The sequence below is a fragment of the Streptomyces sp. NPDC040432 genome (assembly GCF_055595445.1).
Window position 1 is genome coordinate 107,479 of the sequence record NZ_JBVIVP010000009.1, and the last position, 17,297, is coordinate 124,775.

15 protein-coding genes are annotated in these 17,297 nt (G+C 72.1%); 7 read left to right on the forward strand and 8 right to left on the reverse strand.

All coding sequences use genetic code 11. The annotated features are described in order from the left end of the window. Positions 1–198: 198 nt before the first annotated feature. Complete coding sequence (locus ACZ58N_RS20500) at positions 199–2,616, forward strand: ATP-binding protein (protein ID WP_471161681.1); 2,418 nt, start codon at positions 199–201, stop codon at positions 2,614–2,616. A gap of 67 nt (positions 2,617–2,683) precedes the next feature. On the opposite strand, the gene ACZ58N_RS20505 is transcribed toward ACZ58N_RS20500, so the two are convergent. Both ACZ58N_RS20505 and ACZ58N_RS20510 read right to left on the reverse strand, forming a co-directional pair. Next, complete coding sequence (locus ACZ58N_RS20505) at positions 2,684–3,082, reverse strand: response regulator (RefSeq protein WP_471162037.1); 399 nt, start codon at positions 3,080–3,082, stop codon at positions 2,684–2,686. Positions 3,083–3,174: 92 nt separating this feature from the next. Beyond that, positions 3,175–4,938, reverse strand: a complete 1,764-nt coding sequence (locus tag ACZ58N_RS20510) for a PP2C family protein-serine/threonine phosphatase (protein WP_471161684.1) — start codon at positions 4,936–4,938, stop codon at positions 3,175–3,177. A gap of 605 nt (positions 4,939–5,543) precedes the next feature. Here ACZ58N_RS20510 and ACZ58N_RS20515 point away from each other — a divergent pair. Then, positions 5,544–7,688, forward strand: coding sequence for a PIG-L family deacetylase (locus ACZ58N_RS20515; RefSeq protein WP_471161687.1), 2,145 nt, complete (start codon positions 5,544–5,546; stop codon positions 7,686–7,688). Between the two features lie 101 nt (positions 7,689–7,789). Here the strand turns inward: ACZ58N_RS20515 and ACZ58N_RS20520 are convergent, their stop codons facing one another. Further along, positions 7,790–8,527 carry an SDR family oxidoreductase gene (locus ACZ58N_RS20520; RefSeq protein ID WP_471161690.1) on the reverse strand — a complete coding sequence of 246 codons (738 nt, stop codon included), beginning with the start codon at positions 8,525–8,527 and terminating at the stop codon, positions 7,790–7,792. Positions 8,528–8,713: 186 nt separating this feature from the next. On the opposite strand from ACZ58N_RS20520, the gene ACZ58N_RS20525 reads away from it, so the two are divergent. Then, entirely contained in the window at positions 8,714–9,511 is a 798-nt protein-coding gene (locus ACZ58N_RS20525) for a helix-turn-helix transcriptional regulator (protein ID WP_471161693.1), read from the forward strand. A 161-nt stretch (positions 9,512–9,672) separates the two neighbouring features. On the opposite strand, the gene ACZ58N_RS20530 is transcribed toward ACZ58N_RS20525, so the two are convergent. Then, on the reverse strand, positions 9,673–10,959 hold the full coding sequence (locus ACZ58N_RS20530; RefSeq protein WP_471161696.1) for a hypothetical protein: 1,287 nt from the start codon (positions 10,957–10,959) through the stop codon (positions 9,673–9,675). 399 nt (positions 10,960–11,358) lie between these two features. Between ACZ58N_RS20530 and ACZ58N_RS20535 the strand changes: the two genes are divergently transcribed. After that, on the forward strand, positions 11,359–12,030 hold the full coding sequence (locus ACZ58N_RS20535) for a DNA alkylation repair protein (RefSeq protein ID WP_471161699.1): 672 nt from the start codon (positions 11,359–11,361) through the stop codon (positions 12,028–12,030). Between the two features lie 181 nt (positions 12,031–12,211). On the opposite strand, the gene ACZ58N_RS20540 is transcribed toward ACZ58N_RS20535, so the two are convergent. Then, positions 12,212–12,550 (reverse strand): hypothetical protein, encoded by a 339-nt coding sequence (locus tag ACZ58N_RS20540; RefSeq protein WP_471161702.1) that lies wholly within the window; start codon positions 12,548–12,550, stop codon positions 12,212–12,214. Between ACZ58N_RS20540 and ACZ58N_RS20545 the strand changes: the two genes are divergently transcribed. After that, complete coding sequence (locus ACZ58N_RS20545; RefSeq protein WP_471161704.1) at positions 12,545–12,859, forward strand: hypothetical protein; 315 nt, start codon at positions 12,545–12,547, stop codon at positions 12,857–12,859. The two genes, ACZ58N_RS20540 and ACZ58N_RS20545, sit on opposite strands and share 6 nt — an antisense overlap. Before the next feature lie 324 nt (positions 12,860–13,183). Here the strand turns inward: ACZ58N_RS20545 and ACZ58N_RS20550 are convergent, their stop codons facing one another. After that, positions 13,184–13,885 carry a TetR/AcrR family transcriptional regulator gene (locus ACZ58N_RS20550; protein WP_471161707.1) on the reverse strand — a complete coding sequence of 234 codons (702 nt, stop codon included), beginning with the start codon at positions 13,883–13,885 and terminating at the stop codon, positions 13,184–13,186. A gap of 63 nt (positions 13,886–13,948) precedes the next feature. Between ACZ58N_RS20550 and ACZ58N_RS20555 the strand changes: the two genes are divergently transcribed. Both ACZ58N_RS20555 and ACZ58N_RS20560 read left to right on the forward strand, forming a co-directional pair. Further along, on the forward strand, positions 13,949–14,956 hold the full coding sequence (locus tag ACZ58N_RS20555; RefSeq protein ID WP_471161709.1) for an NAD(P)-dependent alcohol dehydrogenase: 1,008 nt from the start codon (positions 13,949–13,951) through the stop codon (positions 14,954–14,956). Positions 14,957–15,319: 363 nt separating this feature from the next. Continuing rightward, complete coding sequence (locus ACZ58N_RS20560) at positions 15,320–16,636, forward strand: LCP family protein (protein ID WP_471161712.1); 1,317 nt, start codon at positions 15,320–15,322, stop codon at positions 16,634–16,636. Positions 16,637–16,772: 136 nt separating this feature from the next. On the opposite strand, the gene ACZ58N_RS20565 is transcribed toward ACZ58N_RS20560, so the two are convergent. Both ACZ58N_RS20565 and ACZ58N_RS20570 read right to left on the reverse strand, forming a co-directional pair. Further along, entirely contained in the window at positions 16,773–16,955 is a 183-nt protein-coding gene (locus tag ACZ58N_RS20565; protein WP_471161715.1) for a hypothetical protein, read from the reverse strand. Between the two features lie 23 nt (positions 16,956–16,978). Then, a complete protein-coding gene (locus tag ACZ58N_RS20570; protein WP_471161718.1) occupies positions 16,979–17,203 on the reverse strand; it encodes a hypothetical protein in 225 nt (74 codons plus the stop codon). Positions 17,204–17,297 lie beyond the last annotated feature (94 nt).

The window sequence follows — 17,297 nt, forward strand, 5'->3', positions numbered from 1 at the left end:
CCGCGGTGGCCGCGTTCGCCCGGCGGCTGCGAGCTGGACGGTCGTGATGTCGGTGGACCCGGCCCGCCCGGCCCGCCCTGCAGGTCGGCGTTCCTTCCGCACGGTGCCTCGGGGGGACCGTACGTCGGGGCCCGGGTGGAGGTGACACGATGGGTGCGCGGTCCCGGGGCCGCACGGTGGCGGCAGGCGGGATGCGGTGTGGAGGACAAGTGGCTATCGGAGCGGCTGGTGGCGGCGGAGTCCGCCGTCGGCGGCGGGTTCGACCTGTCGGAGTGCGTGCGGGAACCGATTCACCTCCTGGGGGGAATCCAGTCGTACGGGACGCTCATCGCGGTTGAGCCGATCTCCGGCGTGATCGACACCGTGGGCGGCAACGCGGGGGACCTCCTGGGCCTGCCCGCCGCGGAACTCGTGGGCGAGTCCGTGGAGAGGGTGCTGGATCCGGGGACCTGGAGCGAGATCCTCGACGCCACGGCCGAGGCCGGCACGGGTCAGGTGGCGCTGCCGGTGCGGGTGGGGGCGCAGGCGCGACGGTTCACCGTATCGGCGCACCGCCGTGATGACGTCGTGGTGATGGAGTTCGAGCCCTCGACGGGAGAACAAGCGTTCGAGTTCTCGCCCTTCTACCAGCGGGTCCGGCGCGCGTTGGTGCGGCTGCGGTCCGCGTCGAGCGTCACGGAGTGCTGTGAGCTGGCGGTGCGGGAGATCCGGGCGCTGACGGGCTACGACCGGGTGGTGGCCTACCGGTTCGACGGTCCGCAGGGGCCGGGGCAGGTGGTGGCCGAGGACGTGCTGGACGGGAAGGAGCCCTGGCTGGGCCTGTGGTTTCCGGCGACGGACATTCCTCCGCAGGCGCGTCGGCTGTACGAGGAGAACTGGATCCGGGTGATCGCGGATGTGGAGGACCCCTCGGCCGGCTTGGTGCCGGCGGTGCGGCAGGCCACGGGAAGGCCGCTGGACCTGTCGGGGGCCGCACTGCGGACGGTCTCCGGTTTCCACCTGGAGTACCTGCGCAACATCGGTGTCGCCTCGTCGATGTCGGTCAGCGTGCTGCGTGACGAGGAGCTGTGGGGGCTGATCGCCTGCCATGGTGACCGGCCCGTCCGGTTGAGCCCGGAGCTGCGCTCGGCGTGCGAGTTCTTCGGTGTCGCGTTCTCTCTGCAACTGATGGCGTTCGAGGAGCGGGAGCACGCCACGGCCCTCGCGGAATCGCGCCGGCGGATGTCGCTCCTGCTGCACGATCTCACCCCGGACCTGGTGACGTCGGTGCGGGAGCGGGGCGGGCAGATGCGGGAGTTGTTGGACGCCGACGCCGTCCTTCTCGTACGGGACGGGTGCACGACAGTTTCCGGTGCGCCGGTGCCGGAGTCCGCCGTGGCCGTACTTCGACGGCGGGCGGGCGGGATGTCGGCGGGCGCCGTGTGGAGCACCGACCGCATGGCCGAGGACTTGGGCGGCCCCGGGGCACCCGGTGAGGAAGCCGGATCCGACGCGTACGCGGTGTGGTCGGCGGCCGACGACGGCTCCACGTCCGCGGAGCGCGAGGCTGCGGATCCGCTCGGCGCGGGGGCGGGGACGGAGGCCTGGGACACGGCGGTGGCGGGTGTGGTGCTGATCGCGCTCGACGCCACGGGGGACTTCTTGGCCTGGATCAGGCGGGAGCGGCCCACCAGCCGAAGCTGGGCGGCCGATCCGGCGCTGCCGGTGCGGCTGGGGCCGCGCGGTGAGCGCCTGACCCCTCGCGGTTCGTCGGCGGTGTTCCGGGCGGCGATGCGGGGGCGGAGCATGCCGTGGACGGCAGCGGACGAGGCGACGGCCCGGGAGTTCTGGCACGCTCTCAGCGGACTGTTGCTGCGGCACGCCGACGAGTTGAGGGCGGTCAACGAGGAATTGCGGGCCCTCAACCTGGATCTGGACTCCTTCGCGCATGCGGCGGCGCACGATCTGAAGGAGCCGTTGCGGGGCATCTCGAACGCGGCGACGTTCGTGTTGGAGGACGCGGCGGGAAGCCTGGACGCGGTGACCGTGCGGCGATTGGAGACGACGCGACGTCTGGCGGGCCGGATGGACGAGTTGTTGAACTCACTGCTGCACTACGCGCGGCTGGGCCGGGCCGGGCTGGAGCGTTCCTGGGTGGGCCTGGACGAGGTGCTCGATCAGGCGCTGGAGGTCGCGGGTGAGCGTCTGACGGAAGCCCGGGTGCGGGTGGAGCGCCCCGAGGACCTCCCGCAGGTGTGGGCGGATCCGCACCGGCTCTACGAGGTCCTGGTGAACCTGCTGGTCAACGCGGCCAAGTATGCCGGTGATCATGATGATCGGTGGGTGAGGGTCTCGGTCGAGCGGGTGGTGGCACCGTCGGGGACCGCGCCGGTGGACTGCGTCATCGTGCGGGACAACGGGATCGGGATCGCCGTCGAGCGGCACGCGGAGGTGTTCCAGCTGTTCCGCCGGCTGCACCAGGTGGGCGAGCGCGGCGGGGGCACGGGGGTGGGACTCGCGGTGGTGCAGCGGATCGTCGAACGTCATGGCGGACAGCTGTGGCTGACCAGCGAGCCGGGACGAGGAACATCCATCCACTTCACGTTGGGCGAGGGCGCCGACGCCGCCGACCGTTGAGGCCTATCGGGGCTCCGCCCACCCGGGGCCGGGCTCGCGCGAGGATCGGGCAGGTGGGGCGAGTGGTTCAGGCGGAGGGCTGCGGGGTCTGGGACTGCCAGTAGTCGACGGCGCCCTTGAGCACGGTGCGGAAGAGGTCGAAGTTGACGGGCTTGTAGATGTAGCTGTCGGCTCCGGCCGCGTAGCAGGCGTCCACTTCGGCGGAGGCGGTGGAGGAGGTGAAGACCACCACGGTGACTTCGTCGAAGCGGGGCCGGGAGCGCAGGGAGGCGAGGACTTCGTGCCCGCTCATTCCGGGCATGTTCAGGTCTAGCAGGATCATGCCGGGCAGTCGGACGGCCTTCTCCAAGCGGGCGACCAGGCCCGCGCCGTCAGCCGTGAATTCCAGGCTCAGGTGCGGGTGGGAACAACTCAAGGCGCGTTCGATGGCCTCCGCGTCCTCGGCGGAGTCCTCGACGACGAGGATCGACCGGTGGTCGAGGGGGCTCTCGGTGAAGGGTCCACCACCGGCGCCCGCCCCGGACTCGGACGGTACGTGCGGGATGTCCCCGATGCCGCTCACTGTTCTCCTCCTACGGTGACCACCAGAACCGCGATGTCGTCCACGCCGGTACTGCGGAAGGACGCAGCCGCGTCGATCAGACCGGCGGCCAACCGGGCCGCGCCACCTTCCCGGGCGTCCGCGTGGTCGGCGATCCACGCGGGCAGCAGGCTTTCGAAGAAGGTGTCGTCATCGGCGCGTGATTCGGTCAGTCCATCGGTGTAGAGGACCAGTGTCTCCCCCGGCTCCATCCGGAAGGTGGTCGGGGGGTGATCGGTCTCCGCCATGACACCGAGCATCATGCCGTGGACGGCGACCTCCTCGACCGTGCCGTCGACGCGGCGCAGCAGTGGGACCGGGTGTCCGGCGGAGGCGAGGCGGACCCGTACGGCGCCGGTGCCGTCGTCGACCTGTTCGCAGGTCGCGACAGCCGCGGTCAGGAAGCGTGAGGCCCGTTGCGCGCGCAGGACGTGGTTGAGCCGGGCCAGGGCCCGCTCGGGCGGGTGGCCGTCCTCCAGGAGGATGCGCAGGGTGTGGCGGGCGAGGCCGGTCAGGGCGGCGGCTTCCGCGCCACGACCGCAGACGTCGCCGATGAACAAGGACACGGCGCCCTTCCCGTCGGGTACGGCGTCGTAGAAGTCGCCGCCGACTTCGAGGCTGGCGTCCGCCACCCCGTAGGCGGCTCCGAGGTCCAGACCGGGCACGCCCGGGAGTTGGGGAGGGAGGAGGTGACGCTGGAGGGAGACCATGTCCTGGCGGCGTTGTTCGTAGAGCAGGCTCGTGTCGATGGCGAGCGCCGCGCGGCGGGCCAGGTCGGCCAGGAACCAGGGGGCCGCGGTGGCGGGCCGCTCGCGTTGGTAGAGGAACGTGAGGGTGCCCAGGACGCGTCCGCGGGCGCGCAAGGGGCTGACGCTGAGGGAGCGGACGTTCAGCCCGGCGGCGCTACCGCCGGGGCCGAAGGGTCCTGCGGCGAGTCCGCTCGTGCCGAGGACGAGTCCGTGGTCGCCTTCGACGGCGCGTGCCAGCAGTTCCTCGAACCAGGGCTCCGTCGCGTACTGGTCGAGCCGGCGTTGCTCCGCAGCCGCGACGTGGGCGGTGGCCACCAGTTCCAGGCGTCTGTTGCGCAGCAGGTGCAGGATGCAGCCTTCGGCCATGGCGGGTACGGCGAGGCGGGCCACCCTGCGCAGGGTTTCCTCGGCATGGAGGGAGGTGTCCATCTGCAGGGAGGCTTCGGCGAGGAAGGCGTCGGCGACCTGCCGGCGTTCGATCTCGTGCTGGGCCAGCAGACGGCGTTGGCAGGACATGACGATCTCGGCCGCCTGACGCAGCCTGGTGCGCAGGACGCCGTCGTCGGCGGGGGTCGATGCCAGACCGAGGGTGAGGGCGGCCCAGTCCTCGGGGTCGAGCCGAAAGTCGCAGACCAGGGCGGAGCGCGCGCCCGCTTCGGCGAGCGGGGTCGCTTCGGGCCAGGTGGGGTCGTCGGCGTTCGGCAGGGTCGTGGAGCGAACGTGTGCCGTGTCGCCCGGTACGCGACTCGGTGCCGGCGCGTGGTCCTGTCCGTCGCGGAAGCGCTGGTGGGGGCCGGGGTCGCGGCGGGTGCTCCACCGCAGGTAGGTCAGCCGGCCATCGCTCCAGCGGCTTCCCGTGACGGCGACGACGCCGGACTGGGCGAGCAGGATGTCGTAGATGCGGGAGGCGAGCGCGGTGACGTCCTGGGCCGACTCGGCCAGGGACCACAGCTCGTGGAGGCTCTGCGACCACTCCTGGTCGTCATGGAGCATGTGCGAACGTTCCCTTCCCGCTATCCGGCCCTCGTGCCTCCTCCCCTCGTGGGCAGGCGTTCCGCACGGGTCGATCGCCCCGTTCCCGGCACGGTACCCGACTGCCGGTCGACCGGGGGGGGGGACGAGGGCGCGAGGGGGCGGCGCGATGACGGTGTGCGGTGTGCGGTGTGCGGTGGAGCCGATCCGACCTGGGTGCGGGAGCCGAAGCCCCGCCCGAGTGTTTCACCGCCGCCAACAGGCACGGCCGCATCTCCGTCCGACCCGCCGGTTTCCCGCACGTCACCGGGACCAACCCGACGGTGCGCCTCCCCGACCCGATGGCCGCCGCTGGACGGTGACCGCGGGGGGCCACCTCCGGATTCGGTCATGGGGCGCATCACCGAATCGGGGGCGCCACCGCATCGCAGGTACCGCCGACACGCCGCAGCGCCGCAGCGCCGGACCCACTGTGGCCGATCGGCCGATGTGACGGCACGGCCGTACTCCATAGCCTGAGAACGTTCCCGGAAAGCGGTGGCGCAGGGCGTCGAGAGCGGTGGCGCAGGGCGTCGTGGGCCGTTCGCCGGGGCCCCAAGCCCCGGACACAGACCGAAGGCCGTTCCATGGACCGCTCCTCCCGCTTCTCGTCACGCCCGCGCCCGCTGCGCCGCGCCGGCGCGGCAGCCGCCGTGGTCCTGGTCACGGCGGCGACCGCTTGCGCGCCGTCGCTGCCGGGGGGCGCGGGCGCCGCCTTCGCGGGCGGCTCCCGACCGGCCCTGCACGTCGCCCCGGTATCCGCCGCGCCCGCCATCTCCGTACCGGCCGTCCCCGTACCCGGCGCCGCGGTGCCGGCTCGTGGTGGCGCTGCGGCGCGGGTCGTCGACGTGGTCGCCCACCCCGACGACGACCTGTATTTCATGAACCCTGACATCCGCCAGTCGATCACCGCCGGCGAGCAGCTCACGACGGTCTACCTGACCGCGGGTGAGGCGGACGGGCGCAACATCGACGAGCGCGCCGAGGCCCGGCCGGGTACCGGGGGTGGGCTGCCGCTCGCCGACCGACCGGGTTACGCGCTGGCCCGTCAGAACGGGATCTGCGCGGCCTACGCGCAGATGGCCACCGGTGACCGGACCAGTGCCTGGACGCGTACGGCCGTCCCCACCGCGGGTGGCGGTACGGCGGAGCTGGACGTACTGCGGGCCCGTCCGGGTGTGCGCCTGCTGTGGCTGGAGATGCGCGAGGCCGAATCCGTCCACGGGGACGCGCCCGTGAGTCTGCGCGCGCTGTGGAACGGCCGCACGGGTGCGATCACCGCCCAGGCCGTGGCGGCCGGTCCGGTGACGCGGCCGTTCTCCTACACCCGCGCCCAGGTCGTGAACTCCCTGGCCGGGGTGTTCGGTTCCATCCGTCCGACCTTCGTGCGCGTCCAGGACCCGACGCCCGGTGGTGACCCGAACGCCGATCACCAGGACCACGTGTACGGTGCGCGGTTCGCTCAGGAGGCCCTCGCACGCTATGCCGCGGCCGTTCCCGCGCGGCTGCGGCCCCACTTCACCGTGCAGGCGTATCTGGGGTATCAGAGCGGCGAGTTCGGCCCGGCGCTCGCCGCGGACGCGGCCCGCCTCAAGCTCCGGTCACTGCTCACCTACGGCTGGAGCGACCATCAGGACTACTGCGGCAGCAGCGCGGGCTGCGGCGACTTGAAGATCGACGCGCATCCGCAGGGCTACGGGGACTGGGCGGGAACGATCCGCTACGCCCGCGGCACCACCACGTCCTGGCTGACGACCGGAGCGGACGGATCCGCCGGGGCGTTCGGGGTCCTCGACGGCCGGGCGGCGGCATGGGAACGCCCCGGCCTCCACGCCCCCTGGTCGGCACCGACACTGCTCCCGGGCACCGGGATCGACCAGATCGCCTCGGCCGTACGCCTTCCCGACGGCGGCACCGCCCTGTTCGCCACGCGCACGACGGGCGGCGGCGCGACGGACTACCGCCGCGAGGTCGTCTACGCGGTCCGGGACGCACGGGCGACGAACTTCGGACCCTGGCACTCCCTTTCCTCCCCCCAGGTCACCAACCCACAGGCCACCCTCGACATCAGCGCGCCGGCCGTGACGGTGGATACCGCGGGGCGGTTGCACGCGTTCGTCCGGGACGGCGACTTCACGCTGCGCGAGCGCACCGGCTCGGCGGACGGCTCCTGGGGACCCTGGACGCACTGCGGGGGCCGTGAGGTACGCGGTACGCCGGTGGCGGTGGAGGCCGGGGGGCGCACGTTCGTCTTCGCCAGCACCAGGCGGTCGGTGCTGGCCTGGGCCGGTGAGGGTCCAGGGGCGGAGCTCGGTCCGGCGACGCCGACCGGTCTTCCCGCGACCACGCTTCCGCTCACCGCGTCCGTATCGGGCGCCGACGCCCGCCTCCTGTACCGCCGCCCCGTCCCCGACAGCGGGCAGGTCCTGACGGCCGTGGTGCGGTCCGGACCGACCGGACCGAACGGACCGACCGGACCGGCAGTCGTGGCGGTCTCCACCCGCGACGGGGCCCAGGGCTACGGCCCCGTGGCCGTGGCGGGCGGTGTCCTGGCCGGCCGGATGGGCACCGGAGCACTCGGCACCACGGGGCCCGGTATACCGGGTTGGGGTGCGGTCGGCGACGGCGGGCCGTTCAGCGGCGAACCCTCCGCCGCCCCGGACGGCTCCTCGGCGGCCATCGCGGTCATCGGCGCCGACGCACGGCTCCACGTGACCTCCGCACCGCGATAGGACACGAACCCGGACCGCCCCACGGCCCGCCCCGGCCTCCCGCCGGTCCTGTTGGGTGGGGCGGGGGCAGGGCGGATCAAGTCGGTTCGGGTCGGGTCGGGTCAGCTCTGCGCCGTCGGCCGGACCACGATCTCGTTGACGTCCACGTCCGCCGGCTGCTCGATCGCGTACGCGACCGCCCGCGCCACCGAGGCGGGTGCGATACCGACCTCGTCCCGCATGCGCGTGATGTCGCCGCGCACCCGGGCGTTGCTCGACGCCCCGGCGAAGTCGGTGGAGATCACACCGGGCGAGATGGTGGTCACCCGCAGGGTCGGCCCGGCCTCCTGCCGCAGCCCTTCGCAGATGGCCCGTACGGCGACCTTCGTTCCGGCGTAGACGGCCATGGCGGGTACGACGCGGTACGCGGCGGTCGAAGCCGTCGTGACGAAGTGCCCGGAGCCCTGGGCGCGGAACACGGGGAGGGCCGCGCCGATGCCGTTCAGGACGCCCTTGATGTTGACGTCGACCATGTGGTCCCACTCGTCGACCCGCAGATCGTCCAGCGGCGAGATCGTGCCGACGCCGGCATTGCCGACGAGGACGTCCAGCCGTCCGAAACGCTCGCCGGCCAGGGCGACCAGTGCACGGAGGTCGGCGATCCGGGTCACGTCCGTCCGCAGGGGAACCGCCTCGCCGCCCGCCTTCTCGATCCGCTCCGTCAGCGCTTCCAGCCGCTCCGTGCGTCGGGCGCCCAGCACCAACCGGGCGCCCCTACCGGCCAACAGGAGCGCGGTCGCCTCCCCGATGCCGCTGCTCGCCCCGGTGACGGCGACGACCTTGCCCTCGATACCTGACATGACGGTTCCTTCGCTTACTCGTGTGCCCGTTGTGACTGCCGGGCCCGTTACGGCTGCCGGGCCCGTGGTGACTGCCGGACCCGCTCGTGTTCGATGCCGCTCGTGATCTGCGGCAAGCACCAGTGTCTGACTGCTTTACCCTGGTATCCAGAGCCGCTTTATCCTGGAATAAAAGGTGGTAGTGCCATGCCGGAGCGCGCGGGGTCCGACTCCCAGCAGCGACGCGACGAACTGGCGGCCTTCCTGCGCAGCCGTCGCGCGCGCATCACCCCGCAACAGGCGGGCCTGCCCCTGACCGGCCGTCGTCGCACCCCGGGGCTACGGCGTGAGGAACTGGCACTGCTCGCCGGGATGAGCGCGACCTGGTACACGTACCTCGAACAGGGGCGGGACATCCGTGCCTCGGACCAGGTGCTCGACGCACTCGCGGGCGCCCTGCGCCTCGACGCCCACGAACACGACCACCTGTTGCGGCTCGCCGGACGCGCGCCGTCCACCGAGGGGCACGAGCCCCTCGATCCGGACGTGGCCGCCGTACCGCTGCTGTTGCAGCCCCATCCGGCCTATGTGATCGACGAGACGTACGACGTCCTGAGCCACAATCCGGCCACCGAGCGGGTGTTCCCGGGGCTCGTCACGCCGGACACGGACGGAAGGGCGCCGAACCTGGCGCGCTGGACGTTCCTGGACCATCGGGCGCGGGAGGTCATCGTCGACTGGGAGGAGGAGGCACGGGGTCTGCTCGCGCGGGTGCGCTCCCTGGCCGGAGCCCGACCCGGGGATCCGCGCCAGACGCGGCTCGTCGACGAACTGCACGAGGGCAGCTCCGAGGTGCGGGAGTGGTGGCCGCGGTTCGAGGTCCAGGCACGGGCAGGCGGACGAAAGCGGCTCCGGGCCGCGGACGGCGGCGTGACCACGTACGCCTACACCGCGTTCCACGTGGCCGGCCGGCCGGGACAGACCCTGGTGATCTACGCGGCGTAGGCCGCGTGGCGGGGATTCGACGGCCCGGCATGAAAACGCGGTCCAGGCCTTGTTGCCGTTGGTCGGGATCCACTTCGTCCCGCAGTACCGCTCGGCCGGCCGGCGGTGACCACGTGGTTGCGTGATCATGACGGTTGGCGGTGCGCCTCGCGACCTGCTGTTCACGTCCGCCCGATGTCCGCGGTGAGGACCTGAGGGGCCGTCGGAACCGTTGCGATGGAATCGTGCCGCGTCCTCACAGCTCTGCTTGTTCGAGCATCCGGTGCATCGTGTGCACGGGAAGCGTCGGGTTCGCGGCAGCTCCTGCGGCGACGGCGGAATCGGTGGCACCGAGGAGACCGATCAGCCACTCGACCGGGAGGGCAGGGTTCGTCGCGGGTCGACGTCGCACGGCGTCGCACGGCGTCGGCGTCGGCGTCGGCGTCGGCGTCGGCGTCGGCGGACAGGAGAGCCTCGATCGTGTCGGCCGGCAATCCGGGGTGTGCTCCGCATCGCCAGGCGCTCGACTTGCGGAGGACCTGGTGGCGGCTTCGGGCAAGCGCCTGCTGGTCCTGTTCCGACAGGCTCTCGGTCAGTACCCAGTCCACCGTGTCGGTGCTGTCGTCCTCGCAGTCGACCGGTATCGACTCCCGCAACTCCGGGTCGAGGCCGCGCCGGGCGACAACGGCCGCGCGTACGTCGTTGTGCGCATCGCGCACGAGGGCCGCGATGTGTTCGGCCGACAACGTCGGGTTGGCCGCCACCGCGGGACGCAGTTCCGGAGCCGCCAGGAAGCGGCCCGTCAAATCGGCGTCGAGATCGACGACTTCGGCGATCTGCCGGCGCAGGTCCCCAGCGTCGGCGTCGCCCGCCGTGGAGTCGATCTCGGCGAGCATGGCACGTGCGGTCTCCGTGGGGAGCGGACCGTCCAGGCGGAGCAGAAGCATCTGCCGTCCGAACGTGCTGCTCACGCGCGACAGGAGCTCTCCGATCCGGTCCGTCGACGTCACGGGCCACTCGCCGACGGCGATGTCGCTCGTGCGCACGTCCTCGTCATCCATCATGGTGGCCCGCACATCGTCCGGGAGATGGCGGTTGGCAGCCGGCGCGCGGCGGACCTTCACCTCTGGATCGCGGGCCAGTCGCTCGTAGACCGCTCGCGGCAGCGGGTCCGGGATGCGGCACCCGTGCACACCCACTGTGGTGAAGTAATCCGCTCCTTGGGCCAACCGGCCCCGCACCCGCGGGTCGGCGTCGCCGGCGAGTACGACCTGCACCGCGGGCGGGAGGCTCGGGTTCGAGGCGAGGTCCGTCCGCACGGTCGCATCAGGGTCGGCGGCGAGCGCCGCTGCGGCGGCCGTGGGCAGGTCGCGCCGCCGGGCCAAACCCGACCGGTCGATGTTCGCCGCGGTCAGGCGGGTCAGGACCTCCGGCGGTGCGGCAGGATTTTCGGCCAGGCTGACCAGCAATGCGTCCAGAAACGGCGGGGAGATGGCGGGAAGCTCGGAGGGGGCGGACGCCGCCCCATGGTGCCAGGTCCGCCGCTGAACCTCATCCCCCTTCCCTCGCGCATCGGTCGCGGGAAGCGATCGGGCCGTGTTCCTACTCGGGCGGGTGCGGGCGGCCCACTCACGACACGGACCACCATCGGCAAGGGTCGTGGGGGCTGATCCGCGTCGAGCCACCGTCCGGGAACCCGAGTCCTCGGACGGCGACTCGGTGAGCCTCGTCGCCTCGGCCAAGGCGATTCCTGCCACCGGTCGGCACGTCGAGGCGAGCACACTGCAGGGGGACCCCCATCGGTGTCGGTATTTGCCCGTCGGGGACCGGTGGCGTCGGTGCGGCGCAGGTGAACAGGAGGCTGAGGAATGATCGAAACGACGGTGGCCGAGGTGATGGCCGAGCTGGCCGAGCTCGATGACCCGAAGGCCCGGGCGGTGAACGAGAGGCACGGTGACGATCACGGTGTGAACCTCGGCAAGCTGCGGGCCCTGGCGAAGCGGCTCAAGACGCAACAGGAACTCGCCTGCCGGCTGTGGGCCACGGACGACACGGCGGCCCGGCTCCTCGCCCTCCTGATCTGCCGCCCCAAGTCGTTCGAGCGCGACGAGCTCGACACCATGCTGCGCCAGGCCCGTGCGCCCAAGGTGCACGACTGGCTCGTGAACTACGTCGTCAAGAAGAACGCCCACGCCGAGGAACTGCGGCAGGCGTGGATGGCCGATCCGGATCCGGTGGTCGCGAGCGCCGGCTGGGCGCTGACCTGTGATCGTGTGGCGAAGAAGCCGGAAGGCCTCGACCTGGAGGGGTTGCTCGACGTCATCGAGGCGCGGATGAAGGACGCCCCGGATCGACTCCAGTGGGCGATGAACCACTGCCTGGCCCAGATCGGGATCGAGCACACCGAGCACCGGGCCCGCGCCCTCGGCATCGGTGAGCGGCTCGGAGTGCTCAAGGACTACCCGACGTCCCCGGGCTGTACGTCCCCGTACGCACCGACCTGGATCAACGAGATGGTCCGCCGCCGGAGCGAGCGCTGACGAGGCAGTGGTCGGCGCGCGTACGAGGTTCCCGCCCGGCCGGCCCGCGACAGGACGCGGCTCCGCGCCGGGCCGGGCGGGCCTACCCGTAGGACACCCGCCCGGCCCCTGATCCCGCCCGCTCCCTCATCCAGGCCGGTACCGGGCTCAGCCAGGCCGGTACCGGGCGGGGACCCGCCCGCTACTTCACCGAGCGGAAGTCGAGGGAAGCCTTGTGGGCTGAGGCGTCGGGGACGGCGCGGTCGTCGGGACCGAGCTCGGGGACGGCGCGGTCGTGGGGACCGGCGAACACGTGGAACTCGGCGCCGGAGCCTCCGTGGCCGCGGATGCCGGAGCCGCCTTCGCTCCGGGCGCCGACCTCACCAGCCCCGCCCACGTCGGCACCGGCGTAGCCGTCGGACCCGGCGTCGAACTCGGCGGAGCACTCGGCGACGGAACCGGAGGACGCGTCGGCGACGGCGTCGAGGGCGGGGACGGAACCGTCGACGGCGACGGCCCACAAGGCGGCACCGGTATGCACGTGGGACCCGGCCCCGGAACCTCCCCACCCGAGCCCACACGCGCCGAAGCCGGCTTCACAGCGGACACGGACCCCACCAGCCCCGCCCACGTCGGCACCGGCGTAGCCGTCGGACCCGGCGTCGAACTCGGCGGAGCACTCGGCGACGGAACCGGAGGGCGCGTCGGCGACGGCGTCGAGGGCGGAGCGGGCGTGCAGGTGATGCTCGGTACGGGAGTCGGCGTCGTGGCATGTGCCTGGGCCATGCCGGCCGTCAGCGCGAGGCCGACAGCCAAGCCGGACGCGGCGACGGCGGCCGCGAGTCCGTGAACTTGGTGCGTGGTCATCCGGGTTCCCCCCTGGTCGGTCTGTCCGGCACCGTCGCCGGTCATGATCCGAATAGAGCCAACAGGGTCCGCCCCGGAGGCGCAAGATCCCACTTTTTCCCACAACGGGCGGCCACGAGGCGCCGCCTACGCGTTGTCGCCGGCCGCCGCCCCCAGTCCGGACTCCGCGCACCGTTGGTCTCTCGGGCCCGCTCCGGGATGCGACGCGCGGGGGGCCACCCGGCGAATCCTGCGGGAGGGCGGGGTCCGCCCCTCGGAGGCCGAACCCCTTGGGGTCCACCCGCCGTCGGTCGGCACCCCGCGCGTTCTACGAGGTCGCGGTGGACGCGGCAAGGCGGGCGGCGAGGCCGTCCAGGATGAGGTCCAGGCCGTAGCCGAATTCGGCGCCGTAGGTGTACCCGGGCTGGAGCACGTGGTGTTGGGCGAACTCGACCAGGTTCGGGTACGCGTCGGTCGGAAACGCCGCGAGGTAGTCACCCACGGCGATCTCCACGTCCTGCGGCGCGAACGGTAGGGCCGCTTCCGTCAGGGCGAAGCCGTACACGTAGCTGTCGAGGAGTGAGTAGGCGTGCCCTGCGAGGGCGTACGGGAATCCCGCGCGCCGCAGGATGCCCAGGACCGCGTCGTGGTGGAGCAGGGTGGCCGGGCCGGGGTGGGCGCGCGATTCCATCACCACGGTGGCCCAGGGGTGTCGGCCGAGAACCTCGCGGGCGCTGTGCGCACGCCGCCCGAGGGCGCTGCGCCAGTCGGGATCGTCGGCGGGCAGCTCGATCTGGGCGAAGACCGTGTCGACGATGCCGTCGAGGATCGCCTCCTTGTTCGGCACGTGGTGGTACAGCGACATCGGTTTCACGCCGAGCCGCTGCGCCAGGGCCCGGATCGTCAGCCCGGCGACACCCTCCTCGTCGGCGAGCGCGACCGCCTCCTGGAGGACCTTGGCCCGATTGAGGGGAACCTGCTGGGACACCTGCGCCTCCATCTCGTCCGCGGCCGGGCCCACCCGGTTCACCGGCTTGACTACAGCGCCGATCGTACCGTACTAAGTAAGTCGTACTTAGTACGGTAGCGGTACGTGAGGAAGAGCGGAGCAGTGGCCATGGGCGGCGCGACGATGATGAAGGCGATCCTCCAGAGGGGATACGGAGGGCCCGAGGTACTCCGCCTCGAAGAGGTGGAAAGACCGGTGCCCGCTTCCGGGCAGGTGTTGCTGCGGGTCCGGGCCGCGGGTGTGGACCGGGGTACCTGGCACCTCATGGCGGGCTACCCGTATGCGGTACGGGCGGCCCTGGGCCTGCGGCGTCCCCGCAATCCCGCGGTCGGGTTGGACGTGGCGGGGACGGTGGCGGCGCTCGGGCCGGGAGTGACGGGATTCTCCGTCGGGGACGCGGTGTTCGGGACGGCGCGCGGTTCCTTCGCCGAGTACGCGGTGGCCCGCGCCGACCGGATCACGCCCAAACCGGAACGGCTGGGGTTCGAGGAGGCGGCCGTGCTGGCGGTGTCGGGCTTGACCGCGCTCCAGGCGCTGCGCGACGCGGGGCGGGTCCGGTCCGGGCAGCGGGTTCTGATCACCGGTGCGTCCGGGGGCGTCGGCACCTACGCCGTGCAATTGGCCAAGGCGTTCGGGGCCGAGGTCACGGGGGTGTGCGGACCGGCCAAGGCGGATCTGGTGCGCTCCTTGGGCGCGGACCACGTGCTGGACTACACCCGCGAGGACGTCACCGCCGGTGGCCCGCGCCACGACCTGGTGGTGGACCTCGCGGGCGGCCTTCCTCTGACACGGCTGCGCCGGGTTCTGACGCCTCGCGGCACGCTGGTGATCGCGGGCGGAGAGGACTGCGGGGACTGGATCGGCATGGGCCGGCAGTTCCAGGCGCTCGTACGGTCGCCGTTCACCCGGCAGCGGCTGACGATGCTCGGAAGTCGTCAGAAGCGCAGCGACCTTGACGAGCTGGCCGCTCATGTCGAGGCGGGCCGGGTCGGTCCGAGCGTGGGATCGGTGTTCCCGCTGGACCGGGTTCCGGACGCGCTGGCGCTGCTGGTCGACGGCGGAGCGCGAGGGAAGCTCGCGATCAGCGTCTGACCACACCCCTCGATGGAGGACGTCGAAAGCCCCGACCGGCACGGCGGTCGGGGCCGGCCCGGATCCGTCCTGGCCGTCTACGCGGCATGGATCCTTCGGTTCGTCGTCAGGGGTGCGCCATCCACGGACTGGCATGGCGTCTCGAACGGATTCGCTCCCACGGTGATTCGCCGGACACGAGGAACCGGCCGACATATATGGATGTATGACGAGCGGTCCATCAGGGTACGGCTGCCCGGCCGGCGGAGTGTGTCCTCGGCGTGGGACGACGGTCCGTGCGGGGCTCCGTGGCTAGCGTCGCTCGCGCCCTCTCGGATTCCCGGTCCGGGCCGCTCGACTTCCTCAGCCATCCAGGAGTAGGCGTTGATCCGTCTTGCCGTTTCGCTGACCCTCCTCACGACGCTGGTCTCAGGGGTCGCATGGACAGCTCCGCCGGCCGACAGGTCCACCGGTCACGGGACGAACATCCTGGTCGTCGGCCTCGACAGTCGGGCCGGGCTTTCCAGGGCGGAGAAGAACCGGCTTCACGTCGGGGGGAAGGCCTGCGACTGCACCGATGTGATGATGCTCGTGCACCTGTCGGAGGACGGTCGCCGCGCGAGCGTGGTATCCATCCCCAGGGACTCCTACGTCGAGTTCGCCGACGACAGCCGCGCACGGGGGAAGATCAACAATGCGCACGCCCGGGGAGGCGGTGCCCTGACCGTCAAAACGGTGGAGAAGGCGACCGGACTGCGGGTCCACCACTATCTCGAAACCGACTTCAAGGGCTTCGAGCAGGCCGTCAACGGCCTCGACGGGGCAACCCTGTGCACCAACATGCCCCTCAACGACGCGAACTCGGGGCTGGAGCTGACGTCAGGCGTCCACCATGTCGACGGGAACAATGCGCTCCGGTACGTCCGCGCCCGACACGTTGGGGGGAACCCCGGTGACCTGGGCCGCGTCCGGCGCCAGCAGCGCGCCGTCTCCGACCTGCTGACCCGCCTCAGCGTCGAGGGCGCGCTGGCCGACCCGGTGGCCACGGCCGCGACCGCGCGGACCCTGCTCAAGTCGGTACGGACCGACAGCGGCACCGGTCTCGCCGACCTGATCCGCATCGGCACGCGGCTCGGAGCCCTCAGCGCGGAACGGACCGAGTTCGCCACCGTTCCGATCCGCCTGTTCGATCACCGCGTCCCGAACGTGGGCTCCACCCTCGTCTGGGACGAAGAGCGCTCCAAGGCCCTGTGGGAGGCCCTCGCCGCGGACCGGCCGCTCACCGGCGACCTGCGCATCCAGCCCGTTCCGGACACACCCGTGCCCGCGGACCCCGCCCGGGTCATGATCCGCGTCGACGACGCCGAGGTGGCGACGGCCCTGCGCGCGGCCGGGTTCACCACGGTCGACACCTCCGCCCAGGCACCCCAGGCACGCCCGTCCCGACCGCCACTGATCCGGTACGCCCCGGGAGCGGAGGACCACGCGGCAACCCTGGCCGCTGCCCTGCCCGGCGCGCGTCGGCAGGTCGTCCCCGGCCACGACAACCACCTCGACCTCTCGGTCGGCACCCGACCCGTCTCCGTCCGAAAGGTCACCTACGACCGCAACGCCGCCGACGGCTCCCCCACGACGGCCTCCCGACTCGGTTGCCTCGCGAACACCTCGCCGCGGCCCGGCCCGGCCTCCGCCGACCGCTGATACGCGACCGCGCCCAGGCCTCGGCTTCGGCTTCGGCGTCGGGGTCGGGGTCGGTCCGATGTCGGAGACCTACCCCGTCGAACGCTGCCGGCGGCGATGGCCGGGGCCCGGGCCCGCCCCCCGGCATGGTGGTGCATCAGCCGGTCATTCCCATGGCGGCCCTCACCCGGGTGAGGGTGTCGTCCGCGACGTCGCGGACGCGCTCGTTGCCGTTCCGCAGGACGTGGCGGACGTGGCCGGGATCGGCGGCCAGCTCGGCCCATGCCTCGACGGCGTCGTCCTTGGGCTCGTCGCGGGCGAAGCCGGCCCTCACCTTCATCGAGAACTCCTCGATCGGCATCTTCAGGCAGGCCGTGTACCGAGCCTCCGCGACACTCGGGCGACGCGCGGCGTGGGGCCCGGACAGCCTTCCGGGGATGACGCTGTCGGGATGACCACCGGTCCGTCGTCGGTGGTGAAACCGACGTGAACGGCCAGCGCCTCGTCCAGGATCGCGTAGACCGCGTCCCGGTCGTAGGTGACCCGTTCCGGATAGCGCTGCGCGATCGTGCGCGCGGTGGGAGGCATACACGGAAACATGGGGCATCGGGAGAGGTCGGGGAACGCTCGACGCGCCGCCCGTTCGGGCCCCACTCGTACGGTTCGGGCCCCACTCGTACGG

Excerpts from the sequence above, each read along its gene's own strand:
- ACZ58N_RS20565 (WP_471161715.1), bottom strand. The coding sequence starts at position 16,955 with ATGAAGGTGAGGGCCGGCTTCGCCCGCGACGAGCCCAAGGACGACGCC.
- ACZ58N_RS20520 (WP_471161690.1), bottom strand. The coding sequence starts at position 8,527 with ATGTCAGGTATCGAGGGCAAGGTCGTCGCCGTCACCGGGGCGAGCAGC.
- ACZ58N_RS20545 (WP_471161704.1), top strand. The coding sequence starts at position 12,545 with ATGCACGTGGGACCCGGCCCCGGAACCTCCCCACCCGAGCCCACACGC.
- ACZ58N_RS20515 (WP_471161687.1), top strand. The coding sequence starts at position 5,544 with ATGGACCGCTCCTCCCGCTTCTCGTCACGCCCGCGCCCGCTGCGCCGC.
- ACZ58N_RS20535 (WP_471161699.1), top strand. The coding sequence starts at position 11,359 with ATGATCGAAACGACGGTGGCCGAGGTGATGGCCGAGCTGGCCGAGCTC.
- ACZ58N_RS20510 (WP_471161684.1), bottom strand. The coding sequence starts at position 4,938 with ATGCTCCATGACGACCAGGAGTGGTCGCAGAGCCTCCACGAGCTGTGG.
- ACZ58N_RS20570 (WP_471161718.1), bottom strand. The coding sequence starts at position 17,203 with ATGCCTCCCACCGCGCGCACGATCGCGCAGCGCTATCCGGAACGGGTC.
- ACZ58N_RS20525 (WP_471161693.1), top strand. The coding sequence starts at position 8,714 with ATGCCGGAGCGCGCGGGGTCCGACTCCCAGCAGCGACGCGACGAACTG.